Raw genomic sequence first — 26061 nt, forward strand, 5'->3', positions numbered from 1 at the left:
GGACCTCCCGGTTGTCGTCGACGTCAGGGGGAGAGCACGACCTCGGCCTCCGGGAAGCCGTTGAAGGCGAGGTTGGCCCACGGCCGCGGCTCGCGGGCCAGCCGGGCGTCGGGGTAGCGCGCCACCAGCGCGCCCACCGCCGTGGTGATCAGCCGGAGCGAGAAGTCCTTGCCCAGGCAGGTGTGCGGGCCGAAGCTGAACGACAGGAACGGGTCGTCGGGACCCCGGTCGGGCGCCTGGTTGGCCGCGTTGAGGGCGACCAGCAGGCGGGTGCCCGGCTCGACGTGCTCGCCGTCGACCTCCACCCCGGACTCGGCGGCGCACAGCTTGAACCAGCCGTGCGTGCCGGAGTGCCGCTCCAGCATTCGCTGGACGAAGCCGGGGAGCATGTCCGGGTTGTCGTGCAGCTTGCGCCACCGCCCGGGGTCGGCGAGCGTGCGCACCACGACGTTGCCCAGGGTGTGCACGGTGCTGACGTAGCCGGCGTTGACGTGGCCGTAGATGTCGAGCCGGTCGGCGGGCGCCAACTCCGGGCGCAGGCCGAGGTAGCCGGTGATGATGTTGTGCCGGTGCGCGCCGCGCCGCATGTCCTCGCGGTTGCGCTCGACGGCCTCCTGGCAGATCCGCCAGACCTGCGCCAGCTCGTGGACCAGCTTGCGCTGCTGCTCGGGGCCCGGCAGGCCCCACAGCATCTCGATCTGGCCCTGGAGCAGCACGGCCAGGTCGCCGACCAGGTCGGCGGGGATGCCGGTGCGCTCCTCCAGCGAGGAGCGGCGGGCCAGCGGCTCGATGAACCCCGCCACCACGTCCACCGGCCCGGTGCGGCCCTCCAGCGCGGCCAGCGCGTCGTCGACCAGCGCGGTCAGGTGCCGGCCGCGGTCGGCCGCGGCGAACGCCGACCTGGCCTGCCGCCGCTGCCGCCGGTGCTCCTCGCCGTCGAGGAACGCCATGCCCCTGGCGTCGCCCTGGCTGTGGAAGACCTCGCCGAGCCGCCGCCGGACGTCGGGTTCCGGGACGTAGAGCGGTGCCAGCGTGGCGGCGTTGCGGAAGTCGCCGTTGCGGGTGTCGAGCACCTGCCGGGCCGCCCGGTAGCCGCCCACGATCACCACGCCCAGCGCCGGGTCGCGCACCGGGCCGCGGTGCAGCTCCTCGTACACCGCCTCGGGCGTGCCCCGCCCGACCGCCTCCCGGTAGCCGGTGAACTCGCGCATCACCGGCTCACCGCCCCGGCCGCCGACCTGGTGTGCACCGGCCGGAAGGCGTTGGCCCAGCGGGACTTCACCAGCCCGCGACCGCGGCGGCGCAGGGCTTGGACGTCCGCCGGGCGCTGCTCCTCGGGCATGGTGTGGAACGCGTCGTAGGTCTCCTTGCTGTCCCACTGGGCGTAGTTGACGACGGTGGTGCCGTCGATGCCGCGCAGGATGGTGTGCGCGCGGTAGCCGGGCACGGACTTCACCCACTCGTCCGGCGTGGCCAGGACGTCGACCAGCTCGGCCTGGTGCCCGGGGTCGACGCCGAACACGATGATCACCACGTGGTCGTCGCGGTGCGGCCCGATCTCGACCGGCAGCACCAGGTCCGGGTGCGCCTGGCAGGCCACCACCTCAGTCCTGACCAGGTTCACCGAGGTCGAGAGGGCCCGGAACTCCGGGATGGTCTCGCTGCGGAAGGACTGCCCGGCGTACCGGGCCTCCAGCTCCTCCAGGCTGCGCCACTGCACGTAGTTCGCCGTGCCGAACCGGTCGACGCCGGCGTGCACCGTGGAGGAGACCCAGCCGGGGTACGCGGCGTTGTCCACGATGTCCCGCATGGCGTCCACCAGGCGGTCCTGCTTGGTGGCCGAGTCGGTGTCGAACAGGTTGAACACGGTCAGGTAGCCGTCTTCCGGCGAGATGTACGCCACGATGCCGTCCGTTTCGTCGTCTGCGGTGGGCCTTCGACGGGGGCTTTCAAGTCCGGCTGCCGGCGGTCACCTCGGCGGTGATGGTGCGCAGCACGGTGCCCTCGGGGTCGGTGATGGTCGCGACGCTGTCGCCGCGGTAGCCGCCGTCGACCAGCTCGGCCCGGACCTCGATGTCCAGCAGGCCCGCCGCGCCCGCCCGCGGGTCCAGCCGCTCGGTGAGGCGGTAGGTGAACGTCCGCGGCCCGGTCGCGACCCACGTGCCGCGGCCGGTGCTGACCGGCGTGCGCAGGGTGACCGTGCCGTCGTCGGTGAAGGAGACGCTGATCTCGTCGGCGTTCCCGTCGTAGCGCGCCACGCCGGTCCAGTCGCCGACCGGGTTGGCCAACCGCACGTCGGTGGTCATGCCGCGAACCGCCTTTCTGCCATGGGGTGAGGGGGTGGTGCCGGGTCAGCCGACGGCGGCGAGGCCGCTGCCGGACAGGGCCTCGACCGCCTCGGACCACCCGACGCGCTGCCTGATCCGGGCGCGGAACCGGGTCACGTCGGCCCGGCGGTTGACGCCCAGCACGCCGGCCAGCCGGTCGCCGTCGCGGTGGAGCGCGACGAAGCCGCGGCCGTCGGGGTCGCCGAACACGCGCACCCCGTCGGCGCCGGGCACGCCGGCGAACTGGATGCGGGCGCCGTACCAGTCCGACCACAGGTAGGGCACGACCTCGCACGGCTCGCTCGGCCCGGGGGTGACGGCGTTGCGGCCCGCGACCGCGCCCTGCTCGGCCGCGCCGGTCCAGTGCTCCAGCCGCATGTCGCGGTCGAACAGCGGGTTGTGCCAGCGCACCACGTCGCCCGCCGCGTGCACGCCGTCGGCGCCGGTGGCCAGCGCCCGGTCGCACACCACGCCGTCGTCGAGCCGCAGGCCCGAGCCGACCAGCCAGTCCGCGGCGGGTTCGGCGCCGATCCCGACCACGACGACGTCGGCGTCCAGCGCGGTCCCGTCGGAGAGCAGGACCCGCGACACGCGGCCGTCCCCCTCGAACCCGGTGACCGAGACGCCGCACCGGAGGTCGGTGCCGTTGCGGGTGTGCAGCCGGGCGCACAGCTCGCCGAGGGCGGGCCCGAACGCCCGCGCGAGCGGGGTCGGCGCCGCCTCGACGACGGTGACCGCCGACCCCAGCGCCCGGGCGCTCGCCGCGACCTCCGAGCCGATGAACCCGGCGCCCACCACCACGGTGCGCCGCGCCGCGGCGAGGTCGCGCCGCAGGGCCAGCGCGTCGTCCAGGCCGCGCAGCACGTGCACGCCGGCCATGCCTTCGGCGCCCGGCAACGTCCGGGCGCGTGCTCCGGTCGCGATGACCATTGCGTCGTAAGGGATTTCGTCGCCGTCGTCCACGACGACGACCTTGCGGTCCGGGTCCAGGGCCGTCGCCCGCCGCCCGCCGAGCCACCGCGCGCCCAGCTCGGCCGGGTCGCGGTAGAACCGCGGCGCCGCACCCGGCGTGGTGAGGAAGGTCTTGGACAGCTCCGGGCGGTCGTAGGGCGGGTGCGGCTCGGCGCCCAGCAGGGTGATCGAGCCGGTGAACCCGGCGGCCCGCGCCGACTCGACGGCCCGCAGGCCGGCCAGCGAGGCGCCCACCACGACCAGTCGGGTGGTCGTGGCCATCAGCGGTCGAGGGCCAGTGCGGCGATCGGGCAGACCCGCACGGCGTCGCGCGCCCGGTCTTCCTGCCCCGCCGGGACGAGCCCGCCCTCGGGCAGCACGACCAGCTCGCCGTCGTCGTCGAGGTGGAACAGGTCCGGTGCGGCGTCGACGCACATGCCGTGCCCCTCGCACCGGGCCTGCTCGACCGTGATCCTCATGTGCTCTCTCCCTCCGGGAACCCCGCGCCCGGTCACGTGTGCAGGACGACGTCCATCCGCGCGATGCCGCGGATGGTGTTGTGCAGCCGCCACTCCGGTTCGCCGACCTCGATCCGGCGCACCCTGGCCGCCAGCGACCGCAGCAGCGAGTGCGCCTCCAGCCGGGACAGGCCCTGGCCGACGCAGCCGTGGACGCCGTGGCCGAACGCCAGGTGCTCCGCGGCGTCGGGGCGCCGGACGTCGAAGGTGTCCGGGTCCGCCCAGCGGTGCTCGTCGCGGTTGGCCGAGCCGTTGAGCAGCAGGACCCTGGTGCCCTCGGCGAGCGCGACGCCGCCCAGCTCGCAGTCCCGCGCGACCAGCCGGGTGAAGCCGCGCAGCGGTGATTCGACCCGCAGCACCTCGTTGAAGGCGTTGGGGATCAGCGACTCGTCGGCGCGCACCGCGTCCCACTGGTCCGGGTGCGCGCCGAGCAGGTGCAACATGCCGGCCAGCGCGCTGACCGAGGTGTCCAGGGAGGGCACCAGGAAGTCGCCCAGCAGCGCGGGCAGCATGTGCTCGTCGATGCCGACCTCGTGGGCGTCCGCGACGAGCCGCGCGCCCCAGCTGTCCGGCCGCAGGTTGCCCGGGATCGACATCCGGTGCAGGAAACCGCCCATCTCCTGGAGCAGCGGCACCCCGGACAGGGTCCGCTCGTTGGGCGGGCCCAGGGCGTTGAACCCGGCCGAGGCCCAGTCCAGCAGCCGCTCGCGCCCCTCGTCGACCGGCCACCCGAGCAGGTCGGGCACCAGCGACAGCGGGAATGCCTGGCCGAAGTCGGTCACGGCGTCGAACGCGCCGCGCCCGATCAGCTCGTCCACCAGCCGGTCGGCCCACTGCCGGACGTAGTCGTGGAACCGGCGCAGCGCCTTGGGCGTGAGGTGGCGGGAGACCAGCGCCCGGGCCTGCGTGTGGTACGGCGGGTCGCTGGTGATGCAACTGCCCTTCTGGGCCTGGTTGAGCCGGTCGGTGAGCCCCACGCCGGCACCGGACCGGAAGGTCCGGTGGTCGTGCAGCGCCTGGTAGACCTCCCGGTACCGGGTCACGGCCCAGACCTCGTACCGCGACAGCCACACCACCGGGCCGATCGCGCGCAGCTCCCGGTAGTGGCGGTGCGGGTCCAGGATGGCCGCGTCGTGGTAGAGGTCGAGGTCGGACGCGGGAATGGTCGTGGTCACCGAAACTCCATTCGACGGTTCGGTGCTTGGTGAAAATTCAACGTTTTCGCGCCCGGCCGAGGGCCGGCGCGGGGATTGCTTCGGGCCTTGATGGAAATGCGCACAGCCGCGGCGGAGAAGAGCCGGGCGGCCGGAATCGGGGGAAAAATCCCCGTGATCGATCGGCACACTGCGCCGACGTTATGACCAATACTCTTGGCCGACCCGCCCGGTGTCAACACCGCGCGACGGGAACCTCCCGGGAGTCGAACGGGAACCAAATGGGAACGGCCCGGACGAGCATGGCCGGCGAACATCACTCGGATGGGGGCTGAGATGATCGTCGAACATTTGTCGAACCCGGACGCGGTCGCGCACGCGGGCGGCGACGCGGGCCGGCCCGGTGCGGCGCTGGCGCGGGACATCAGGGCCGCGGGGCGCCTGCACGAGGAGCTGGCCGGGCACCTGGTGGCCTGCGCGGGGCCCGCGGAGCGCGTCCGCGGCTCCGGCGGCGTGCCGGGCATCCCGCTCAACACGCGCGCGGTCGACGCCCGCCGGGACCTCCTGGCGGTGCTGTCGAGCTGGTCCGCGCTCGTGGTGGAGGAGCTGGGCGTGGCCGCGCCGGAGCGGTCGGCGCCCGCGCTGGCCGGTTTCCTCGCCGGGCACGCCGACTGGCTGGCCGGGCACGACGCCGGGCCGGACGCGGCCGAGGAGTTCCGGGACCTGGTGCGCCGGGCCGACCGGGTCGTGCACGGGTCGGCGGGCAAGCAGGTGCCGCTGGGCTCCTGCCCGCGGCCCACGTGCACCGGCGCCCTGGTCGCCAGGCTCGGCCCGGCCGACTCCGACCGCGAGTCGGTCATCGTGTGCCTGGCCCGGGACGACCACCGGTGGACGCCGCGGCAGTGGCACGCCCTGGCCTTCACCGCGACCGAGCCCGCGCGGCCGGCCCGGCGACCGCTGGGCGTCACCGAGATCGCGGCCGCGTGGCGGGTGCCGCCGGGCACGGTCTACTGGCTGGCCAAGACGCACGGGTGGCGCAGGCACCGCGACGGCCGGAAGGTCTTCTACGAGCGCGAGGACGTGCTGCGCACCATGGCCACCCGGGAGGGCGCGGCGTGAGGCTGGTCGTCCTCGGCGCCACCGGCGGCACCGGCCGGGCGCTGGTCCGCCGGGCGCTGGCGCTGGGGCACCACGTCACGGCGGCGGTCCGCGACCCGGGCCGCCTGCCGGTGCGCCACGACGACCTCGACGTGCGCACGCCGGACTTCGCCGACCCCGAGGGGATGGCGGAGCTGTTGCGCGGCGAGGACGCCGTGCTGTCCGCGCTGGGCCCGCGCGGCAGGCGCGACGCGGGCGTGGTGGCCCCGCTGACCGGGGTGCTCGCCTCGGCCGCCGGCCTGGCCGGGACGCGCAGGCTGCTCGTGGTGAGCGCGTCCCCGGTGGGCGACGCCCCGGCCGACGAGTCGCCCGCGCACCGGCTGCTGGTCACCCCGCTGGTGCGCCGGGTCTTCCGGACCGTCTACGCGGACCTGGCGGCCGCGGAGCGGCTGCTCGCCGGGAGCCCGGGGCTGGACTGGACCGTCGTCCGGCCGCCGCGGCTGCTCGACGGGCCGGGGACCGGGGAGTACCGGGTGCGCATCGGCGGTTCGCTGCCCCGCGCGACGTCGATCGACCGGGCGGACGTGGCCCGCGCGATGCTGTCGTTCATCACCGACGAGAGGACTTTCCGGCAGGTCGTCGGCATCGCCCGCTGACGGCGCGGGACCTGCCGGGTTCCGGTTCGCCCGAACCGGAACCCGGCGGCGCGCTCAGGCCGAGCGGATCGCGCGGAGGTCGTTGCCCGGCGGGTGCGGCACCGGCACGCCGATCGTCTCGTACAGCCGCATCCCGTTCTCCCAGTGCCGCCGCGACCCCTCCGGGTCGCCGCCGGCGAAGAGCACGTGCGAGATCCCGGTCAGCGCCTTCGCCTTCTCCAGCAGCATCTCGATGCGCTCGGCGAGCAGCGCGGCCTGCCGGTAGTGCCGCAGCGCCGCCTCCCACTCGCCCCGCTCCAGGTGCACGGCGCCCAGCGTGTTGTGCACCGCGGCGGTCGTGGCCTGGTCGCCCAGCGCCCGCGCCACCTCCAGCGCCCGCTGCCCCTCCTCGCGCGCCTCGGCGTAGCGGCCCTGGCGGCGCAGCACGTCCGCGCGCCGGGCGTGCACCACCGCCTCGCCCGTGGTCACCCGCGTCCGCCGGGCCACCTCGCCCGCCCGGGCCAGCAGGTCCAGGGCCAGGTCGAGGTCGCCGAGCAGCATGTGGCACCGCGCCTGGTCGGACAGGCCGATCATCTCCGCGTACTGGTCGCCGGTCTCGCGGGCGCAGGCGAGCACCAGCTCGGTGGTGTGCAGGGCCTCGTCGAGCCTGCCGAGCGTGGCGTGCGCCGACCCGAGCATCGCCAGCACGGTCGACAGCTCGGCCCGCAGCCCGGTGCGCTCGCAGATGCCCCTGGCCAGCTCCAGGCTGTCCACCGCGTCCCGGTAGCGGCCGAGGATCTTGTGGAACATGCCGATCCGGGCCAGGCAGCGCGCCCGCGCCACGTCGTCGCCCGCCGCCTCGGCCAGTGCCAGCGCCCGCTCCGAGCACTCCAGGCCGCGCCGGGTGCGCCCCAGGTCCAGGTACGGCGTGGCGAGCGCGCACAGCGCGACGCCCTCCAGGTCGCCGCGGCCCAGGTCGCGCGCCGCCGCCACCGACCGCTCCAGCAGCTCGACCTCGTCGTTGACGTCGCCGCGCAGCCGCAGGTAGGGCGCCATGGCCGGGGGCAGGCACGCCACGTAGTGCCGCTGCCCGGCCTGCTCGGCCCACGTCAGGGACTCCACCAGGTTGCCCCGCTCGGCGTCGAACCAGGCCAGCGCGTCGGCCACGGTGGCGATCGGCGGCAGCACCACCCTGGGCGCGGCGGCCTCCTCGTCCCGGACCGGGACCCGGCCGGGCTGGACCAGCTCCGCCGCGTGCTCGGCGGCGCGCAGGTAGTACCGGAGCAGCCGGTGCAGGTCGGTGGTCCCCGGTCCGGGTGCGCGGCCGACCGGGCGCGGCCGGACCAGCTCGCGCAGCAGGTCGTGGAACAGGTAGCGGCCGGGCACCCGCTGGACCAGCAGCCGCGCGTCGAGCAGGGCCTCCAGCAGCCGCCGCGCGGTCTCCACCGGGATGCCCGCCAGCACGGCGGCCGAATATTCGTCGAAGTCGACGCCGGGGTGGTTGCCCAGCAGCCGGTAGAACTGCCGCTGCCGCGGTTCCATCGACTCGATCGACAGGGCCAGCACCGAACCCACGCTGCGGTCGCCCTCGACCAGCTCGTCGAGCACCGACGTCTCGTCCCGCAGCCGCCGGACCAGCCACTCGATCATCCACAGCGGGCGGTTGCGCAGCCGGGTGGCCGCGATCCGCACCGCCAGCGGGAGCTGGCCGCACACCGACACCAGCTCCGCGGCCCAGCCCGGCTCGGCCGCGACGCGCTCCTCGCCCAGGATCGCCTTGAGCATGGCCGTGCAGTCCGCGGTGGACGGCAGGCCCAGCGAGAGCTGCACCGCGCCGTCCAGGCCCAGCACGGTGCGGCTGGTGATCAGCGCCAGGCACCCGCCCGCGCCGGGCAGCAGCGGGCGCACGTGGGCGGCGTTGGTCGCGTTGTCCAGCACCAGCAGCAGCTTCCGGCCCGCGGTCCGCACCCGCCACAGCGCGGTGCGGCCGGGCAGGTCGTCCGGGATCTCCTCGCCGGGCACGCCGAGGGCGCGCAGCAGCGTGTCGAGCGCGTGCGCGGGCGCCACGGGCTCGTGCCCGGGGGTGAACCCGCACAGGTCGACGAACAGCTGGCCGTCCGGGTAGCGGTCCGCCAGCCGGTGCGCCGCGTGCACGGCCAGCGTGGTCTTGCCGCCGCCGCCCATGCCGTCGATGGCCACTATCGCGAGCTTGCGCCCCGGCTCCGGCGGCACCGCCGCGAGCAGGGCGTCCAGCTCGGCCCGCCGGCCGGTGAAGTCGGGCAGGTCGTAGGGCAGCGAGGACGGCGCGGGCGGCGCCGGCGGCACGGCCGGTGCCGCCGGCACGGCGGTCCGCTCCGGTTCGGCCGCCCCGGCGCGCGGGTCCAGGCCCGGCGCGCTGCGCAGGATCTCCTGGTAGCGGCGGTTGACCTCCGGGCCGGGGTCGATGCCCAGCTGCTCGGCCAGCAGCCGGCGCAGGTCGTTGTAGACCTCGATGGCCTCGGCCTGCCGGCCGGAGTGGTAGAGCGCCACCATCAGCAGCCCGCGCGGCCGCTCGCGCAACGGGTGCTCGTCGACGAGCGCCAGCAGGTCGTCGACGACCTCCCGCGCCTCGCCGAGCTTGATGCGCAGCTCGATGAGCCGTTCCCGGGCGACGAGCCGGCGTTCCTCCAGCACGGTGATCGCGGACTGCGCGCCCGGGATGCGCAGCCCCTCCAGCACCCCGCCGCGCCACAGCGCCAGCGCCGCTTCGAGGTGTTCGACCTCGTTCGGCACGTCCCCGGACGCCCGGCACGACCGGGCCTCGGCCACGTGGCGCTCGAACTGGTGCAGGTCGAGGCTGTCCTCGCACAGCACCGCGCAGTAACCCGGGTCCTCGGTGCGCAGGAACGCCGCCGCGCCCGGTATCCGGGTGCGCAGGTCGGACACGATCTTGCGGACCTGGTGCGCCGCCGTGTCCGGCGGGTTCTCCTCCCAGGTCGCCTCGATCAGCCGCGGCAGCGACACCACCCGCCCCGCCTTGACCAGCAACATCCCCAGCACGCGCCTGCTGCGGGCCCCGCCCAGGTGGACCGACCGGTCCCCCGAGGTCGCTTCCAGTGGGCCCAGCACGCGAAACCGCATCAAAGCACATCCCCCCAGAACAGAGCTTCGATCGCGTGTCGCCCCGCGAATGCGAGGCAAGTTCACCGTTTTGTCGCAATTCCCCCCGAGGTCAAATACCCAAGCCGGGGACTGTAACGTCTCCACAACAGACTGTCAACGCGGCCAATTCCATTCAAGGCCCGAGCCGGTGACGTCCACGATCGGCCGCATGTCGAAGAGCTATAGAACCCGGTCCGGCCCGGTCCCCCGACCGGGCCGTTCACCCGCCCCGCCCTGCTCACGGCCCGCGCGTCCACGTTGTGAACCCCACGTTGCACGCCTACCGCAACGCGTAAAATCTCCGGACGAACCGGACGCGGTCCAACGAATGAGGTGCTAGCGCTCGGCCGGGGGCAAATATCCGTACAGGAATGCGCGGACGACCTCCTCGGCGACTTCGTCGAGCTCCGCCTCCCCCAGCTCGCGGCCGGCGTCCCTGGCCCGCGCGGCGAGCGTGGCGTTGAGCAGCACCGCGAAGTGGTGCGCGGCGAAGTGGGGGTCCTCGGCGCGCAGCAGCCCCCGGTCGTGCATGGCGGCCATCCGCGCGGCGAGCGTGCGCTGCACGCGCCGGGGCCCGGCCTCCTGCCACGCCTCGAACAGCTCGCGCGGGAAGTGGTCGTGCTCGGCGTTGATCCGCCGGACGATCGCGAAGTGGTCGACGAACTCCGGCAGCGGCCGCACCCAGGTCCTGGCGAGTTCGACCAGGGCGGTCTCCGCGTCGGTCACGTCGGACAGGTGGCGCTCGATGATCGCCTCGTGCGCCTGGACCACCCGGCGGGAGCTCTCCGTCACCACGGCGGCGAACAGGTGCTCCTTGTTGTCGAAGTGGTTGTAGATCGTGCGGGTCGACACGCCCGCCTCCGAGGCGATCATGTCGATGCTCGCCATCAGGTAGCCGACCCTGCCGAACACCTCCCGGGCGGCGCGGGTGATGTCCCCGTGCTTCCGGGACAGGCCGCGCTGCGGCCGCTCCACGTCTTGATCAGCCCTGGTCAAGGCGCCTCCCGAGGTCGTTTTGCAGATACCGTTTTACAACTTTGCCATGCACGTTGTACTTTACCCGACATGAGCGGTCGCCGACCCACCGAGCCGACCGAGGCGGACCCCCGACCCGGTGCCGCCCCGGTCGCCGCCACCCCGCCCCGGCACCCCCTGCCGGCGCGGTTCACCGTCCTGCTGGGCTACCTCGTGGTGCCCATGGCGCTGTCCGGCACCACCATCGCCCTGCCCCACGTCGCCACCACCCTCGGCGGCAGCGGCGAGGCGTTGCAGTGGGTCCTGACCGGTTACTTCCTGGCCGCGTCCTGCCTGATGCTGGTCGCCGGCTCGCTCGGGGACCTGTTCGGCCGGCGGCGCGTCTACCGGATCGGCGCCGCCACCTACGTCGCCGGCACGGTCGCGTGCGCGCTGGCCCAGGACGTCCTGGTGCTCGACGTCGCCCGGACGGTCTGCGGCATCGGCGCGGCGGGCATCATGGCGGGCGGCGGCGCGATCCTGGCCCAGACCTTCGAGGGCGAGGCGCGCACCAGGGCGTTCGCGCTGGTCGGCACCTCGGTCGGGGTCGGCCTGGCGTTCGGCCCGACGCTGTCCGGCTGGCTGGTCGACGCGTTCGGCTGGCGCGCCATGTTCGGCGCGTTCGCCGCGGCCGCCCTGGTCGTGCTGCTGGGCACGCTGTTGTCGGGCGAGTCCGCGGCGGCCACCCGGCCCCGCCTGGACCTGCCCGGCGCGGCCACCCTGGTCGTCGCGCTGGCCGCGCTGATGTGGGGCCTGAACCAGGTCACCGGCCTGGGCTGGACGAGCCCGGTGGTGCTCGGCTGCCTCGCCCTGAGCGCGGTGGCGTTCGCGGCCTTCGCCGCGGTGGAGCGGCGCCGCGAGTTCCCGATCGTCCCGCTGTCCCTGCTGGGCGACCGGCGCTTCGCCGGCTGGCTGGTCGCCGCGCTCACCACCGCGGTCGGCACCGCGGGCGTGCTGGTCTACCTGCCCACCTACCTCCAGTCGGCCGGTGGCGTCTCCCCCGGTGACACCGGCGCGGTCATGCTGGCGATGACCCTGCCGATCCTGGTCACCCCGCCGCTGGCGGGCAGGCTGGTCACCGGCGGCGCGTCGCCGCGGCTGCTCATCGCGGGCGTCATGGCGCTGTTCGCGGCGGGCAACGCGTGGCTGACCACCCTCGACGCCTCGGGCGTGCCGCCCGTGCTCGGCCCGCTGGTGCTCATCGGCATCGCCAACGGCGTCGCCGCGGGCATCGTCGACGCCCAGGCCATGGACCTGGTCCCGGCCGAGCGGGTCGGCATGGCCTCGGGCCTGCTCCACACCATGCGCGGCGGCGCCAACACCCTCGTGGTCACCCTGTTCGGCGCGGCGCTGGTGAGCGTGGTGCAGGCCGGCGTCGGCGACCGCGCGCTGGCCGGGCGCGTCGTCGCGGGCGACCCCGCCGGCCCCGACCGCGCCGCGCTCGTCGCCGAGTACACCTCGGCGTGGCAGGTGGTGCTGTGGTGCGTCGCCGCGCTGTGCGCGCTGGCGGGCCTGGCGGTGCACCGGATGCTGCGCCCCCACGACCGCCCTTGAGGACGCACGACCCGTTCGAGAACCGCCACAACCACGGAAAGGACAAGCGGTGCGCACAACGCCCATGGGCGCCGGCGGCCTGGTCGTCCCGGTGCAGGGACTGGGTTGCATGCGGATGACCGCGCCCGGCAACCCGGTCGACGAGTCCGCGGCGTCCGCCGTCGTCAACCGGGCGCTCGACCTCGGCGTCACCTTCCTCGACACCGCCGACATGTACGGCGAGGGCCTCAACGAGGAGATCGTCGGCCGGGCGGTGCGCCACCGCCGCGACGAGGCGGTCATCGGCACCAAGTTCGGCGCCGTGCGCGACGCGGACGACAACTGGACCATCCGCGGCGACGCGGCGTACGTGCGCACCGCGTGCGAGGCGAGCCTCAAGCGGCTCGGCGTGGACGTGATCGACCTGTACTACCTCGCCCGCCGCGACCCGAAGGTGCCGATCGAGGAGTCGGTGGGCGCGATCGCGGAGCTGGTCGCCGAGGGCAAGGTCCGCCACGTCGGGCTGTCCGAGGTCACCGCGGAGGAGCTGCGCGCCGCCCACGCGGTGCACCCGATCACCGCCCTGCAGTCCGAGTGGTCCCTGTGCTCCCGGCGGGTCGAGCCGGTGGTGGAGGTCTGCGCGGAGCTGGGCGTGGGCGTGGTGCCGTACTCCCCGCAGGGCCGCGGCCTGCTGGCGGGCGGCCGGGACTCGCTCGGCCACTACTCGGCCGCGGCGTTCGCGGCGCTGATCGACCTGCTCGGCGAGCTGGCCCGGCGCCACGGCGCCAAGCCCGGCCAGGTGGCGCTGGCCTGGGCCCAGCACCGGGCCGACGTGTGGGGCATCCCGGTCGTGCCGATCCCCGGCACCACGAACGTCGACCATCTGGAGTGCAACGTCGGGGCGCTCGACATCGCGCTGGGCGCGGACGAGCTCGAAGCACTGGAAACCGCGGCCGCCGAGTAGGCCGCGAACCCGGGGAAAAGGAAGAGGAACAGCACGATGTCGACTCCCACCCTCAAGCTCGCCGTCATCCTCGGCAGCGTCCGGGAAGGCCGGCGCGGGCCCGTGGTCGGCCGGTGGTTCCGGCAGCAGGCCGAACAGCACGGGCAGTTCGACGTGGACTACATCGACCTGGCCGAGGTGCCGCTGCCGCTGGCGCTGCCGGCCCTGCCGCCGCTGATGGGCGAGCCGGAGCGGCCCGAGGGCCTGGCCGCGGTGACCGGGAAGCTGGCCGCCGCCGACGCGTTCGTGATCGTGACGCCGGAGTACAACCACAGCTACCCGGCCTCGATCAAGACCCTGGTCGACTGGCACTTCACCCAGTGGCGGGCCAAGCCGGTGGCGTTCGTGTCCTACGGCGGCATCGGCGCCGGCCTGCGGTCGGTGGAGCACCTGCGCGCGGTCTTCGCCGAGCTGCACGCGGTGACCGTGCGGGACTCGGTGTGCTTCCCGCAGTACTGGGAGCTGTTCGACGCCGAGGGTCAGCCGCGCGACGCCGAGGGCGCCAACGGCGCGGCGAAGGTCATGCTCGACCAGCTCGCCTGGTGGGGTTCGGCGCTGCACCTGGCGCGCGAGACCAGCCCCTACCCCCAGGGCGACTGATCGTCCCGAGACGGCCGGTCGGGCGGCGGGGAGTGTGGAGGCTCCTCCCGCCGCCCGACCGGTGCGGGAAGTCGGTCCGCTGAATGCCCGAGCGCCCCGCCCTCGCGGTGGGGTCCCTGGTGGCGGGCGGGCATTCGCCGACGCGATCAACGGCGATGGCGACGCGGTTTCGGGCCGTCCGAGCGGGCGGCGAGGGTAATGAGGCTCCCCTCGCCGCCCGCTCATCCCCCTCGGCGTTCAGGACGCCACGAAGTCGGCGATGCGCGAGAGCACGATCGTGTCGGCCAGGAAGCCGATGTGCGTCTGGCACGCCACGGTGTTGTTGCTCGCGCCGCTGAGCGCCGTGCTGGTGTACGGCAGGATGACGCCGTCGCACGGCGAGTACCAGGTGGCGTAGCGGGTGCTGCCCGGCGTCTCGTCGCCCGAGCTGATCTGGGCGATGAACGACGAGCCCGGGTACATCTGCCGGCAGGTCTCGTAGATCAGGCACGCGCCCGCGGCCGTGGTGCCGTGGTTGGCGCCCGCGATCGAGGCCAGGTGGCTGACGCTGGTGTTGCCGCCCAGCACCTTCAGGTAGTACTGGCTGACCAGGCCGCCCATCGAGTGGTTCACGATCGCCACCTTCGACGCCCCGGTGCGGGACTTGACGTCGTTGACGAAGGTGGCCAGGCCCCGGGCGTTCTGCGTGTTGTCGCCGTAGGAGTTGTACTCGTAGGCGAACAGCCGGCTGCTCGACCAGCCGGCCGCCCGGAACACCGACATCGCCGTGACCCAGTTCGACGCGCTGCCGGTGTAGCCGTGCACGAACACCACCGGTGTCGTGGTGGCGGCGGTGGCGGCGGGTGCGGGTACGAGCACGAGCGAGGCGGTCAGTGCCGCGAGTGCGCTGAGGAAGCGACGCATGGGCCCTCCAGGACAGGGTGGGTGCGGGACCCGCCCAGCGTCCCGCCGTCAACCGGCCGGTTACATCCGTGCAACCACCGGTTCACCGTTCACCGGGGCCTGGGTGTTGCCCGTGGTACCAGGGGTTTTTGCGGTGCTTTGCGGTGCCCTGGGCGTTTTCGCGGCGGCCTCGGTGCGTTTTCGCGGCGGCCTCGGTGTCCCGCGGCCTCCCGCGGTCACCCCGGCAGGTTGCCCCACACCTCGGCCGCGAAGGTCCTGGCCGCGGCGCAGGCGTCGTCGATCCGGCCGCCCGCGCCCAGGGTGACCACCACCAGCACCAGCTCGTTCAGCCCGTCCTCGAACGGGACGTGCTCGGTCTCGGCCGCGCACAGCACCGCCGAGCCGACCCTGGTCACGGAGGTGGGCCGCCCGCCGATCTCCTCCCGCGTGACGTCACCGCCGTCGGGCTCGGCCATCCTGCCCACCGAGTGCAGCACCCTCACGCGCGGCGGGGACGGGTCGTTGGCCCGCGCCCAGCGGCACTGGTGCCCCGACGGGTACTTCCGGGCCCTGGCGCCGGCCAGGCCGGGCAGCCGGGCGACCGTCGAGTCGGCCAGCCCGCGGCAGGCGTCGACCGCGCCGAGCGACTTCGGCCCGAAGTCCCGGTGCACCACGTCCCCGGCCAGCACCCGGTCGGCGACGGCGCGCACCAGGGCGTCGGCGATCGCGCACAGCTCGGCGCCGGTGGTGCCGCCGGAGGAGCGGTTGTCGGCGGACACGGACAGCGTCACCTGGTCGGGGAAGACCAGCACGCGCTCGCAGTGCAGCTCGTCGCCGGGCACCTCGACGACGTCCAGCCCCTCGTAGAAGGTGAGCCGGCCGGTCAGCTCGGCGCGGTCGATCACCCGGTCCAGGCTGCCCGCGACCACGTCCACCCCGGTGCCGGCGGGCGTGGTGAGCTTGAGCAGGCAGTAGTCCAGCGACTCGGTCGGCCCGACCTCGGCGGCGCCGAACCGCGCCAGGTCGGCCGGTTCGACCTGGCCGCACGGGTCGACGGTGGTCATGTCGCCGAGCAGGCGTTCGGCGGTGGGTTCGGGCGGGGGCGTGGAGGTGGGGTCCGGCACCGGCACGGCGGAGCCGGGCACCACCGCGCTGCACCCGCCCAGCACGAGGGCCAAGCCCGCCACGAGGACAGCTCCGCGCACCCCGACCATGGACGCAGGGTAGGCGACGGGATGGGCTTTCGGGCGGTTTCGACCGGTCCGGGTGCGGTTGTCCCCCTCGGTCCACTGTGGACGACGGGGTCGACCTCGTCCGGTCAGCGCATCGGTGGCACCCACTCGGTCGATCACGCGCCCCCCGGCCGGATTCCCTTGGCGCGCCCGGGGAGCGCCGGCTAGGGTGGCCGGTGTGACGGACTTCAAGCTCCCGCTCTACGGGGCCGACACCGAACGCGGCGACCTCGCTCCCTGAACTCGCCCGGTTCCCGGCGTCCACCGTCACCCCGTCCCAGGGAGTTCCCGTCATGCCCAGCGCGAGCACGCGCGCGTTCGTCCGCGCCCTGCCCAAGGTCGAGCTGCACGTCCACCTGGTCGGCTCCGCCGACGTCGACACCGTCCTGGCCCTGGCCCGCCGCCACCCGGAGGCCGGCGTGCCCACCGACCGCGCCGAACTGGAGCGGTTCTACGCCTTCCGCGACTTCGACCACTTCCTGGCCGTCTACTGGGCGGTGCAGTCGATGATCCGGGGCCGCGACGACGTCCGCGCCCTGGTGACCGGCCTGGCCGCCCGGCTGGCCGGGCAGAACGTCCGCTACGCCGAGGTCACCGTCACCCCCTACAACCACCTGCTCGACGGCGTGCCCGGCGACGAGCTGCTGACCGGGCTCACCGAGGGCCGCGCCGAGGCCCTGGCCGACCACGGCGTCGAGCTGGCCTGGTGCTTCGACATCCCCGGCGAGAAGGGGGTGGTGGCCGGGCGCGAAACCCTGGTGTTCGCCCTGCGCGACCGCCCGGACGGCCTGGTCTCGTTCGGCCTCGGCGGCCCGGAGGTGGGCGTCGGCCGGGCGCAGTTCGCGCCGTTCTTCACCGCCGCGCGGGAGGCCGGGCTGCACAGCGTGCCGCACGCGGGCGAGACCACGGGACCGGCCACCATCTGGTCGGCGCTGCACGACCTGGGCGCCGAGCGCGTGGGCCACGGCACCAGCTGCACCGCCGACCCCCGCCTGCTGGAGCACCTGGCCGGGCACCGCGTGCCGCTGGAGGTGTGCCCGACCTCCAACGTCCGCACCCGGCAGGTCCGCTCGCTGGCCGAGCACCCGGTGCGCCGGATGCTCGACCACGGCGTGGTGGTCACCCTGAACACCGACGACCCGCCGATGTTCGGCACCACGCTGGAGGACGAGTACGTGGCGGTGGCCGACGCGCTCGGGTTGCTGCCCGCGGAGGTCGCGGGGTTGGCGCGCAACGCCGTCGAGGCGTCGTTCCTGCCGGGCGGGCGCAAGGCGGAGCTGCTGGCCGGGATCGACGCGGTCGTCGCCGGGACCTGAGCGCGGCGCCGGCCGCGACGGCGCCGGTTGGCGTCGATCGGCACCGGTTGGCACCGGCCGGTGCCGGTTGGTGTCAGTCGGTGTCCGTCGCGGCCAGCACCGCCAGCCGTCGGCCGTCCGGGTCGAGGACGGCCAGGCCGATGCTCCACACCACGCCCGCGAACCAGTCGGTGTCGGCCTCGAAGCCGTACCAGGCGCACTCACCCACGCGCGCCCCGACCTCGCCGGCGGACGCGCCCACCGGCGTCCCGACCAGACCGGCCAGGGAGTTCCACGCCGCCAGGCGACCGCGCGCACCCCGGTGGCCGGAGCTGTACGCCCCTCCCCCGGACGCCGCGGCGAACAGCACCTGCCACGCGTGGGCGGGCGGGCAGGCGACGACCCGCGGTACGTCCCCGCCGTCCAGGCACTCCAGGTCCAGCGCCGCCAACGCGCTCGGCACCGAGTCGGGGGCCAGGGGCGTCGCCGGTTCGAACACCCGCGCCTCGATCCGCCCGTTGGACTCGTCGACCCAGTTGTCCACCGCCTCGGTCACCGCGTCCGCCGCCGCCACCTCCGCCATCGGCGGCACGGGCTCCCCCGGCGGGATCGACCGCCCGGCGGGCAACCCGAACGGCACGGCCGCGCCGGTGCCCGTGACGCTGTAGCTCGGCAGGAGCGGTTCCCCCTCCACTTCGGACAGTTCAAGGGGGAGCCACCCCAGCGGGTGGTCGCGCCAGTGCGGCGAGGTCGCCCACCCGGCGATCCCCGGCACCTCGGCCACCGCGACGCCGCGGAGCACCAGTTCGTGGACCAGGCAGGCGCGCAGCTCCTCCACGGCACCGCCCGGCGCGCCGTCCCCGGCGAAGACCACCGCCAGGTCCGCGACCGGCCGGCCGGCGGCCAGCAGCGAGGCGACCCGACCGGCCAGGTCCCGACCGGTCGGCACCTCGGCGACCAGGCGGACGGCCTGGGCGACGTCGCCGGTGCCGAGGGCCAGCGACCGCACCAGGCGCTGGAACACGCTCCGGTACTGCCACGCCGGCCTCACGGCGGTGCCGTGGGCCCGCGCGAGCGCGATGCCGAGGTCGGCGACGAACGCGGCGTCACCCCGGGCCAACCGGCGGTCGACCTCCCGCCACAGCCCGTTGACGTCGGTCAGTCCGGTCAGCCCCGACACGATCTCCGCGATCCGCTCCCCCACGACGCGGGAGTCTAGGCAACCGGCTCAACCGACCCGGCGAGGAATTCGCCCGGGTCGCGGCGGGCAACGGGCGCCGCCCGCGTGCCGCTGCCCTGCCGCCGCACGATCCGCCCGTCCCGGGTGAGCACGTCGTGGGCGGCGACCGCGGTGGTCCGCCCGACGACCGGGGCGTCCGGCGGCGAGCGGTCCCGCCACCAGGCCAATTGTTCCGGATTGGCCCTCGTCCCGGCCCGGCGGCCGCCCGAGGATGGTCGGCATGACCACCCACCCCGAGACCAGGGCCGTCCGGGTCGGCGCGCCCGAACCGGGCAGCCGGCCCGTCTCCGTGCCGATCCACCAGACCGCGATCTACGCCTTCGACGGGCCCGCCGACGTGGGCGCCGCGATGAGCGGGCCGGACGGCGCCTTCTCCTACAGCGGCTACGGCAACCCGACCGTGCGGGCGTTCGAGGACGCGATGACCGCCCTGGAGGGCGGCGCCGCCGCGCTGGCCACCGGCTCCGGGTCGAGCGCCACGTCCTCGGTCCTGCTCGCGGCGCTGCGCACGGGCGACCACGTCATCGCGCAGCGCGCCCTCTACGGCGGCACGTACGCCGCGCTCCAGGACCTCGCCGCGAACTGGGGCGTCGAGGTGACCTACGTCGAGGGCGCCGACCCGGCGGAGCTGGCGGACGCCCTGCGCCCGAACTCGCGCCTGCTGCTGCTGGAGACCATCGCCAACCCGACCGGGTTCGTGCCGGACCTGCCGGGGCTGCTCGGGGTGGCGCGGTCGGCGGGGCTGACCACGGTGGTGGACAACACCTTCGCCACCCCGCTGCTGTGCCGGCCGATCGAGCACGGCGCCGACGTGGTGGTGCACTCGGCCACCAAGTACCTGGGCGGCCACCACGACGTGGTGGGCGGCGTCGCCGTGTTCGCCGACGCCGGGCGGTACCGGGAGACGTGGGCGCGGGCGACCCGGCTGGGCACCGTGGCCGACCCGTTCAGCGCGTGGCTGGTGCTGCGCGGGATCAAGACCCTGGCGCTGCGCGTGCGCAGGCAGTGCGAGACGGCCGGGTACCTGGCCGAGCGCCTGGCGGGGCACCCGGCCGTCACCGCGGTCCACCACCCCGGTCTGCCGTCCCACCCGAGCCACGCGCGGGCGGCGCGGCTGCTCGACGGGTACGGCGGCACCCTGGCCTTCGACCTGGCCGGCGGGCTGGAGGCGGCGCACGCCTTCATGGGCGGGCTGCGACTCGTGCTCAACGCGGGCTCGCTGGGCGGCACCGAGACGGTGACCATGCACCCGGCCACCACCTCGCACCGGCACCTGGACGACGACGCGCTGGCGGCCGCGGGGATCGGCCCCGGGACGGTCCGGATCGCGTGCGGCATCGAGCACCCCGACGACCTGTGGGCCGACATCTCCCGCGCCCTGCGGTGAACCGCCGGCCGACCCGCCGGTCCGCGCCGGGCGGTGCGGCGGGTCGGCCGGTGACATCGCCGCCCGGTGTTTTCACCTCGGTGCACCGCCACCCCTGATACCGCTTTCGTGCGGATCCGGGGTGTGTGCCAGAACACCCCGGTGCGCGGCGCCTCGGGATCGGTTCCGACCGCGTTTTCCACCCGTTCCGGCGAATCCGCCACGCCCGGCGGGCAGGCGCGATCGAAAATCCGTTCGAATTCGCGGGCCCTGCCGCCCACCCTCCGGGCGATACCCGCGCCACGTCGCCGGACCCGTGTAACCAGTGCGTCCGACCGGCCGATACAGCGGGTGAGCGACTGGGGGAAACCATGGGGACGACGAGGGAGGACCGCGACCAGCGGGTGCTGCGCGTGATCTTGGCGGCGCTGCTGCTGACCGGTGCGACGAACGCGGTGGTGGCCGTGACCGACGCGGTGACGTGGGCGTGGTGGGCGGCGGGCCTGTGCCTGCTCGGCGCGCTGCCGGTGGCCGCGGCGGTGCCGGAGGCGGAGGAGCCGGAGCTCGGCGCGCGGGTGCCCACCGGGGGCGCCGGCCGTCGGTGAGGGCTCCCGCCTTTTTCACAGAGTTGACCGAATATTCGGGTTAGACAAATGTCATAACGGCGCACCGGCGAGGCGCCTCGTTCTCGGGCGGGATCACCCGCGCCGTGATGTCACCGTGATCACACCACAGGCGCCCGCCGCAGTTGATCACAGTTGACCCGGGGGGTCGCCGCGACTGCGAGCGCGGGTCGCTTTCGACACCGAACCGGAGTACCGGGACGAGTGATTGTTAGGCCGTTTTCGCACGTCAACGCGACTTCGTCACTCGATGTGCGAAATTCGTCTCCGATCACTACTCCGTTGTGCCACCATTGACCCGTTCGCGCGGAGCGAGGGGCCGCCGAACCTGACCCAGCGCAGTCATCTGGGTCCGTTCTCGGACTGGGCAGATCATCAGGGGAGGAAGATCTCTATGTCCACGACCACGGAGCAGTTCCTGGGGGAAACCGTCCCGCAGGAGGGCACCACGCCCACGCCGACCGCGCCGCCGACCGCGCTGCCGGTCGTGCCGGAGGAGCCGCGGGACGCGGAGCACGACCACGAGCACGAGCACGGCGAAGGCGAGCTGACCACCACGTGCCTGACCGGTGGTTGCCCGCAGTCGCCGCGGTCCTGAGTTCACCGCGCCGGGCACCACGCCCGGTGTGATCGCGCCCGCCGGCCGGGGTCTCCCGGTCGGCGGGCATTCTCCGGTCCTGTTTTGTGCTGTGATGGGTAGGTGCCGGCGATTCCATCGCGTGACGAGGCCCGGATCATCCGTGAAGCGCGAGAAGTGCACCGCAGCGGGGTGGTCGCCACCTGCTCGGGCCGGCATCGCGAGGCGCTGCGGCTCCTGCGGCGCGCCCGCGCCCTCGTGGACTCGGTCGACCCCGTCGACCCGGACGTGCGGGGCGAGTGGCTGGTGGTCCGCATCCGGGTGTCCTCGACGCTGGCGGCGGTGACCGCCGAGGCCGCCGGCCCCGCCGCGGGGCTGGCCAGGCTGGTCGAGGTCCGGGAGATGATCGACGACGTGGTCGACCCGCTGCTGCGGGCCGAGCTGTGGGGCAGCGTGGAGCACAACCGCGGCCTGCTGCTGCTCAGCGCCGGGTTGCTCGACGAGGGCATCGGGGCGCTGGACTCCGCGCTGCGGCACGAGCAGGCCCGGCTCGCCGCGGGCGAACCCGCGGCGCGACTGGTCGAGCCGATCGTCAAGACGCTGTCGACCAGGAGCAACGCCCACGGCAAGCTCGGGCTGGTCGCCGAGGCGCGGCAGGACCTCGACCGGGCCGTCGCGCTGGCCACCGAGCACGGCCTGACCACCGGCGCCGCCGACGCCAGGCACCAGCTCGGCCTGCTGGAGCTGCGCGTGGGCGACGTCCCGGCGGCCCTGCGGCGCTTCGAGGAGTGCGAGCGCGCGTACCGCGCCCTGGGCCTGGACGTACCGCTCGTGGTCGGCCTGAGCCGGGCGCAGGCGCTGCTGACCGCGGGCCTGGCCGACGAGGCGGGCAACCAGCTCGACGCCGTGCTGCCGGTGATGCGCGCCGAGCACAGCACCACCCGGGAGCTGGCGACCGCCGAGCTGCACCGGGCCGTGGCCGCGTTCATGACCGACGACCTCGACCTGGCCCGGCGGATGGCGTCCTCGGCGCGGCGGCGGATGCGCCGGTGGGGCTGCGCCACGTGCGTCGCGGACGCCACGCTCGTCGGCCTGCGCGTCGACACCGCGGTGGCGCTGCGCTCCGGCCGGGTCCCCCGGTCGCTGCCCCGGCGCGTGCTCGACTTCGCCGAGGAGCTGCCCGCGCCCCGGCTGGCCCAGCAGGCGGCGGTGGCCCGGATGCTGGCGGCCCGGCTGGAGGTCCGCCGCGGGAACACCGACGCGGCCGCGGCGATCCTCGGCGCGGTGCCCCGGCCCGGCCGGCTCACCCCGATCGACCAGCGGATGCTGCGCCGCCTGTGCCGGGCCGAGCTGGCCGTGGCGCGCGGCCGGACCGCGGCCGCGCTCGCCGAGATCGGGGCCGGCCTGACCGACCTCGAACGCGTGCGCGACCGGATGGGCGGCCTGGAGCTGCTGTCGGGCACCGCGCTGCACGGCCGGGAGCTGGCCGAGCTGGCCGTGCACCTGGTGCTCGACGGCGGCAGCGCGCGCCGGCTGTTCTCCTGGCTGGAGCGCACCAGGGCGCAGACCTACCGCTACGAGCCGCTGGTCGGGGTGGACAACCCGGAGCTGGCCGAGCGGATCGCGGAGGTGCGCAGCCTCACCCAGTCGATCCACCAGGCCGAGCACGAGGGCCACCCGACCGCCGCGCTGCGCGCCCGCCACGCCGAACGCCTCCGCGAGGCCAACCGGCTGGGCTGGCACAGCGGCCGCTGGGGCAGGCCGCGCCCGGTCGCCGCGCCGGCCGAGGTGATGGCGCGGCTGGGCGAGCGCGCCCTGGTCAGCTACGCCTCGTCCGAGGACCGCCTGGTCGCGGTCGTCGTGGTGGGTTCGGCGGTCCGGCTGGCCCGGCTCGGGTCGGCCGAGCGGGCCGCGGAGAGCGCCCGCACGCTCAACGCCGACCTCAACGCCCTGGCCCCCGACCACCTGCCCGAGCCGCTGGTGCAGGTGATGGCGGCCTCCGCCCGCAAGCAGGCGGACCGGTTGGACGCGCAGCTCGTCCAGCCGCTGGCCGAGCTGGTCGGCGACCGGGAGCTGGTGATCGTGCCGACCGGCGCGCTGTACGCCGTGCCGTGGGGCGTGCTGCCCACCCTCCAGGCGCGGCCCGCGGTCGTGGCGCCGTCGGCCACGGCGTGGCTGGCCGCCGAACGCGCCGAGTACCGGCCCGGGCGGACCGTGCTGGTCCGCGGCCCCGGCCTGCCCGCGGCCGTCGGCGAGATCGACAAGCTGGGCGCGCACTACAGCACCGCCAGGCTCATGTCCGGCAAGGGCGCCGCGGTGTCGACCGTGCTGCGCGAGCTGGACGGCGCCGAGATCGCGCACCTGGCCGCGCACGGCATCCACGAGCCGGAGAACGCGCTGTTCTCCCGGCTCGAACTCAGCGACGGGCCGCTGTACGCGCACGAGGTGGCCGGGCTGGACCGCCCGTCGCGGCAGGTCGTGCTGGCCGCCTGCGAGCTGGCCCTCAACCGCATCCGCCCCGGTGACGAGCCCCTGGGGTTCGCCAGCGCGCTGCTGGCCGGCGGGTCGCAGACGGTGATCGCGCCGTTGAGCCGGGTGGGCGACCAGGCGTGCGCGGCCGCGATGGACGACTACCACCGCAGCCTGGCGTCGGGGGCGCGGCCGGCGGAGGCGCTGGCCGACGCGATCGCCGTCGACCCCCTGCGGCGGCCGTTCGTCTGCCTGGGCAGCGGGCAGGGGTGAGAGCGGTCCACTGAGGACTGTTCGGGTCGGGGCGGTCGGGTGTTGCGAACCCCGGCGGTGGTGCGCTACCATGGCGGTGTCTCCGGCGGATGTTGGCCACGCCTCCCGCGGGGACTTCCCCCAGGTGCGGATCGCGACCGCCGCGTTCACCGCCTTCACCCCGGCCCGCGCGTTCAGCGGGCCGTCCCGTCCGGGAAGGACGCAACCCCGCCATGACCGCAACACTGACCAGAGCAGAAGAACCGACCACCGTCCACACCGAAGTCAGCGGCATCCTGGACGTCGTCGGCACGACCGCCCACCTCCGCACGACCGGCTACCTGCCCGCCCCGGGCGACCCGGTCGTCCCCCGCGCCCTCGTCGACCGGCTCGGCCTGCGCCGCGGCGACCTGGTGTCCGGCACCGCCCACACCACCGCCGGCCGCCGCGGGCAAGCGCGCACCGCGCAGGTCTCGCGGGTCGACCGGGTCAACGGCCGCGACCCCGCTTCGCCCCGACCCGCGTTCACCGACCTGGTGCCGCTGCACCCCGCCGAGCGCCTGCGGCTGGAGACCACGCCCGAGGACCTGACCACGCGGGTGATCGACCTGCTGATGCCCGTCGGCAAGGGGCAGCGCGCCCTGGTGGTGGCCCCGCCCAAGGCGGGCAAGACCTCGGTGCTGAGGTCCATCGCCCGCGGCATCCGCGCCAACCACCCCGAGTGCCACCTGATGCTCGTGCTCGTCGGCGAGCGCCCCGAGGAGGTGACCGACCTGCGCCGGGCCGTGCCGGGCGAGGTGGTCGCCTCGACGTTCGACCGCTCCCCCGCCGACCACGTCGCGGTCGCCGAACTGGCCGTCGAGCGCGCCAAGCGACTCGTCGAGCAGGGCCGGGACGTGGTGGTGCTGCTGGACTCGCTGACCAGGCTGGGCCGCGCCTACAACCTGGCCGCGCCGCCGTCCGGGCGCGTGCTGTCGGGCGGCGTGGACTCCGGCGCGCTGCTGCCGCCCAAGCGCTTCCTGGGCGCGGCGCGCAACGTCGAGGGCGGCGGTTCGCTGACCATCTTCGCCACCGCGCTGGTGGAGACCGGTTCGGCCGGCGACACGCTGATCTTCGAGGAGTACAAGGCGACCGGCAACGCCGAGCTGAAGCTGGACCGCAGGCTCGCCTCGCGGCGGGTGTTCCCCGCGGTGGACGTCGCGCAGTCCGGCACGCGCCGCGACGAGCTGCTGATGACGCCGGAGGAGCTGGCCGTCACGAACCGGCTGCGCCGGGCCCTGGACGGTCGCGAGGTCGACGTGCTGCTCGACGGCCTGCGCAAGACCCGCACGAACGCCGAGTTCCTGGTCCAACTCGCCCGCGGGTGATGCCACGCCAGGGGGATTCCCGGCCGCCGCACCCACGAGCGCCCCCGCACCACCGGGACTCCCGGCCACCGCACCCACGAGCGCCCCCGCACCACCGGGACTCCGGCCGCCTCGCGCCCTCGGGGCCCGCGCCCGGATTCCCGCCGCGTCTCCCTCCCCCACCGGTAATCCGCTCGTCACCCCCGGCCCCCGTCCCTAGACTCGGGGCCCATGGAGAACACCGCACCGTGACGTCGGCACCCACGCTCCGCGCGCTCAACCACGACGTGTGGCACGCCTTCCGGAGCGCCTACGCCGCCCTCGACGCGCCGGCCTTCCTCGCCCTGCACGGCGAGGACCTGATCCGGGCCGGCGGACCGGCCGGCGAGGTCCAGGGCCACGCCGAGTACAGCGCCGTGACGACCTCGTTCTTCGAGCGGGTGTCCGGCAACGGCGACGCGATCGCCATCGAGTTCCGCTTCACCGAACGCCTCGCGTCCGACACCGCCGCGAGCGAACGCGGCCTGTTCCGCCTCACCCTCACCAAGTCCGGCGAGACCAGGGACGTCTACGGCCGGTTCCACGTGTTCAGCCGCAGGACCGACCGGTGGCGGATCGTGGTCGACTACGACTCCGACGAGGGCGGCACCGCGACGGCGGAGGCGTTCGACGCCGCCACGCCCGTGGACGACGTGGACGCCTTCGTCCGCTAGGTCTTTCGTCCAATCCGGACACTTCGGGCCTTCGGGCCTTCGGGCCTTCGGGCCTTCGGGCCTTCGGGCAGGACCGCGCACGCCTGCGGGCA

The 26061-nt window shown here is 74.7% G+C and carries 23 protein-coding genes and 1 pseudogene; 12 read left to right on the forward strand and 12 right to left on the reverse strand.

What is annotated here, in order from left to right; all coding sequences use genetic code 11:
• Nucleotides 1-23: 23 nt before the first annotated feature.
• From EKG83_RS32360 to EKG83_RS32385, 6 genes are read right to left on the reverse strand one after another with little or no spacing between them, the layout of a single operon-like run.
• Nucleotides 24-1211 (reverse strand): cytochrome P450, encoded by a 1188-nt coding sequence (locus tag EKG83_RS32360; RefSeq protein ID WP_033434856.1) that lies wholly within the window; start codon nt 1209-1211, stop codon nt 24-26.
• Nucleotides 1211-1903: an antibiotic biosynthesis monooxygenase family protein gene (locus tag EKG83_RS32365; RefSeq protein WP_033434857.1), complete on the reverse strand. Its 693-nt coding sequence runs from the start codon at nt 1901-1903 to the stop codon at nt 1211-1213. Before EKG83_RS32365 ends, EKG83_RS32360 begins: the two co-directional genes overlap by 1 nt.
• Nucleotides 1904-1949: 46 nt before the next feature.
• Nucleotides 1950-2306: a hypothetical protein gene (locus EKG83_RS32370; protein ID WP_051766834.1), complete on the reverse strand. Its 357-nt coding sequence runs from the start codon at nt 2304-2306 to the stop codon at nt 1950-1952.
• 45 nt (nt 2307-2351) lie between these two features.
• Nucleotides 2352-3560, reverse strand: coding sequence for an NAD(P)/FAD-dependent oxidoreductase (locus EKG83_RS32375; RefSeq protein ID WP_033434858.1), 1209 nt, complete (start codon nt 3558-3560; stop codon nt 2352-2354).
• A complete protein-coding gene (locus EKG83_RS32380) occupies nt 3560-3757 on the reverse strand; it encodes a ferredoxin (protein ID WP_033434859.1) in 198 nt (65 codons plus the stop codon). Before EKG83_RS32380 ends, EKG83_RS32375 begins: the two co-directional genes overlap by 1 nt.
• 32 nt (nt 3758-3789) lie before the next feature.
• Complete coding sequence (locus tag EKG83_RS32385) at nt 3790-4971, reverse strand: cytochrome P450 (protein WP_033434860.1); 1182 nt, start codon at nt 4969-4971, stop codon at nt 3790-3792.
• Between the two features lie 303 nt (nt 4972-5274).
• Between EKG83_RS32385 and EKG83_RS32390 the strand changes: the two genes are divergently transcribed.
• The gene (locus EKG83_RS32390; RefSeq protein WP_153278595.1) at nt 5275-6069 is read left to right on the forward strand and encodes a helix-turn-helix domain-containing protein; all 795 of its coding nucleotides are present in this window, start codon (nt 5275-5277) and stop codon (nt 6067-6069) included.
• Nucleotides 6066-6704: an NAD(P)-dependent oxidoreductase gene (locus EKG83_RS32395; protein WP_033434861.1), complete on the forward strand. Its 639-nt coding sequence runs from the start codon at nt 6066-6068 to the stop codon at nt 6702-6704. The genes EKG83_RS32390 and EKG83_RS32395 overlap by 4 nt, the downstream gene beginning before the upstream one ends.
• Nucleotides 6705-6758: 54 nt before the next feature.
• Here the strand turns inward: EKG83_RS32395 and EKG83_RS32400 are convergent, their stop codons facing one another.
• Nucleotides 6759-9713 carry an AfsR/SARP family transcriptional regulator gene (locus tag EKG83_RS32400; RefSeq protein ID WP_194282954.1) on the reverse strand — a complete coding sequence of 985 codons (2955 nt, stop codon included), beginning with the start codon at nt 9711-9713 and terminating at the stop codon, nt 6759-6761.
• Between the two features lie 447 nt (nt 9714-10160).
• Nucleotides 10161-10820 (reverse strand): TetR/AcrR family transcriptional regulator, encoded by a 660-nt coding sequence (locus EKG83_RS32405; protein ID WP_033434862.1) that lies wholly within the window; start codon nt 10818-10820, stop codon nt 10161-10163.
• A 69-nt stretch (nt 10821-10889) separates the two neighbouring features.
• Between EKG83_RS32405 and EKG83_RS32410 the strand changes: the two genes are divergently transcribed.
• From EKG83_RS32410 to EKG83_RS32420, 3 genes are read left to right on the forward strand one after another with little or no spacing between them, the layout of a single operon-like run.
• On the forward strand, nt 10890-12392 hold the full coding sequence (locus EKG83_RS32410; protein WP_051766837.1) for an MFS transporter: 1503 nt from the start codon (nt 10890-10892) through the stop codon (nt 12390-12392).
• 49 nt (nt 12393-12441) lie between these two features.
• Nucleotides 12442-13335, forward strand: a complete 894-nt coding sequence (locus EKG83_RS32415; RefSeq protein ID WP_033434863.1) for an aldo/keto reductase — start codon at nt 12442-12444, stop codon at nt 13333-13335.
• A gap of 36 nt (nt 13336-13371) precedes the next feature.
• Entirely contained in the window at nt 13372-13974 is a 603-nt protein-coding gene (locus EKG83_RS32420) for an NADPH-dependent FMN reductase (protein ID WP_033434864.1), read from the forward strand.
• Nucleotides 13975-14211: 237 nt separating this feature from the next.
• On the opposite strand, the gene EKG83_RS32425 is transcribed toward EKG83_RS32420, so the two are convergent.
• Nucleotides 14212-14877: an esterase/lipase family protein gene (locus EKG83_RS32425; protein WP_033434865.1), complete on the reverse strand. Its 666-nt coding sequence runs from the start codon at nt 14875-14877 to the stop codon at nt 14212-14214.
• Between the two features lie 215 nt (nt 14878-15092).
• The gene (locus EKG83_RS32430) at nt 15093-16070 is read right to left on the reverse strand and encodes a DUF3558 family protein (protein ID WP_084717052.1); all 978 of its coding nucleotides are present in this window, start codon (nt 16068-16070) and stop codon (nt 15093-15095) included.
• 311 nt (nt 16071-16381) lie between these two features.
• Here EKG83_RS32430 and add point away from each other — a divergent pair, with 311 nt between their 5' ends.
• Nucleotides 16382-17404, forward strand: coding sequence for an adenosine deaminase (gene add / locus EKG83_RS32435; protein WP_033434867.1), 1023 nt, complete (start codon nt 16382-16384; stop codon nt 17402-17404).
• Nucleotides 17405-17477: 73 nt separating this feature from the next.
• On the opposite strand, the gene EKG83_RS32440 is transcribed toward add, so the two are convergent.
• Nucleotides 17478-18587: a DUF6183 family protein gene (locus tag EKG83_RS32440; protein WP_033434868.1), complete on the reverse strand. Its 1110-nt coding sequence runs from the start codon at nt 18585-18587 to the stop codon at nt 17478-17480.
• Between the two features lie 11 nt (nt 18588-18598).
• Nucleotides 18599-18790 carry a hypothetical protein gene (locus tag EKG83_RS32445; protein ID WP_033434869.1) on the reverse strand — a complete coding sequence of 64 codons (192 nt, stop codon included), beginning with the start codon at nt 18788-18790 and terminating at the stop codon, nt 18599-18601.
• 53 nt (nt 18791-18843) lie between these two features.
• Between EKG83_RS32445 and EKG83_RS32450 the strand changes: the two genes are divergently transcribed.
• The 6 genes and pseudogenes from EKG83_RS32450 (at nt 18844) to EKG83_RS32475 (ending at nt 25969) form a co-directional block, all read left to right on the forward strand.
• Entirely contained in the window at nt 18844-20010 is a 1167-nt protein-coding gene (locus tag EKG83_RS32450; RefSeq protein WP_033434870.1) for a trans-sulfuration enzyme family protein, read from the forward strand.
• A 350-nt stretch (nt 20011-20360) separates the two neighbouring features.
• Nucleotides 20361-20594: a hypothetical protein gene (locus tag EKG83_RS32455; protein ID WP_033434871.1), complete on the forward strand. Its 234-nt coding sequence runs from the start codon at nt 20361-20363 to the stop codon at nt 20592-20594.
• 412 nt (nt 20595-21006) lie between these two features.
• Nucleotides 21007-21210 carry a hypothetical protein gene (locus EKG83_RS32460; RefSeq protein WP_033434872.1) on the forward strand — a complete coding sequence of 68 codons (204 nt, stop codon included), beginning with the start codon at nt 21007-21009 and terminating at the stop codon, nt 21208-21210.
• Nucleotides 21211-21366: 156 nt separating this feature from the next.
• Complete coding sequence (locus EKG83_RS32465) at nt 21367-23931, forward strand: CHAT domain-containing protein (protein WP_228122302.1); 2565 nt, start codon at nt 21367-21369, stop codon at nt 23929-23931.
• Between the two features lie 161 nt (nt 23932-24092).
• A pseudogene (gene rho, locus EKG83_RS32470) lies at nt 24093-25277 on the forward strand (transcription termination factor Rho); the annotation flags it as partial.
• A gap of 227 nt (nt 25278-25504) precedes the next feature.
• Nucleotides 25505-25969, forward strand: coding sequence for a nuclear transport factor 2 family protein (locus EKG83_RS32475; protein WP_033434874.1), 465 nt, complete (start codon nt 25505-25507; stop codon nt 25967-25969).
• Nucleotides 25970-26061: the final 92 nt, after the last annotated feature.

The sequence above is a fragment of the Saccharothrix syringae genome (assembly GCF_009498035.1).
Taxonomy (GTDB): domain Bacteria; phylum Actinomycetota; class Actinomycetes; order Mycobacteriales; family Pseudonocardiaceae; genus Actinosynnema; species Actinosynnema syringae.

Coding starts and splice junctions, on each gene's coding strand:
- EKG83_RS32425 (WP_033434865.1), bottom strand. CDS start 14,877: ATGCGTCGCTTCCTCAGCGCACTCGCGGCACTGACCGCCTCGCTCGTG.
- EKG83_RS32410 (WP_051766837.1), top strand. CDS start 10,890: ATGAGCGGTCGCCGACCCACCGAGCCGACCGAGGCGGACCCCCGACCC.
- EKG83_RS32380 (WP_033434859.1), bottom strand. CDS start 3,757: ATGAGGATCACGGTCGAGCAGGCCCGGTGCGAGGGGCACGGCATGTGC.
- EKG83_RS32420 (WP_033434864.1), top strand. CDS start 13,372: ATGTCGACTCCCACCCTCAAGCTCGCCGTCATCCTCGGCAGCGTCCGG.
- EKG83_RS32390 (WP_153278595.1), top strand. CDS start 5,275: ATGGGGGCTGAGATGATCGTCGAACATTTGTCGAACCCGGACGCGGTC.
- add (WP_033434867.1), top strand. CDS start 16,382: ATGCCCAGCGCGAGCACGCGCGCGTTCGTCCGCGCCCTGCCCAAGGTC.
- EKG83_RS32400 (WP_194282954.1), bottom strand. CDS start 9,713: ATGTTGCTGGTCAAGGCGGGGCGGGTGGTGTCGCTGCCGCGGCTGATC.
- EKG83_RS32360 (WP_033434856.1), bottom strand. CDS start 1,211: ATGCGCGAGTTCACCGGCTACCGGGAGGCGGTCGGGCGGGGCACGCCC.
- EKG83_RS32460 (WP_033434872.1), top strand. CDS start 21,007: ATGTCCACGACCACGGAGCAGTTCCTGGGGGAAACCGTCCCGCAGGAG.
- EKG83_RS32370 (WP_051766834.1), bottom strand. CDS start 2,306: ATGACCACCGACGTGCGGTTGGCCAACCCGGTCGGCGACTGGACCGGC.
- EKG83_RS32455 (WP_033434871.1), top strand. CDS start 20,361: ATGGGGACGACGAGGGAGGACCGCGACCAGCGGGTGCTGCGCGTGATC.
- EKG83_RS32450 (WP_033434870.1), top strand. CDS start 18,844: ATGACCACCCACCCCGAGACCAGGGCCGTCCGGGTCGGCGCGCCCGAA.
- EKG83_RS32375 (WP_033434858.1), bottom strand. CDS start 3,560: ATGGCCACGACCACCCGACTGGTCGTGGTGGGCGCCTCGCTGGCCGGC.
- EKG83_RS32430 (WP_084717052.1), bottom strand. CDS start 16,070: ATGGTCGGGGTGCGCGGAGCTGTCCTCGTGGCGGGCTTGGCCCTCGTG.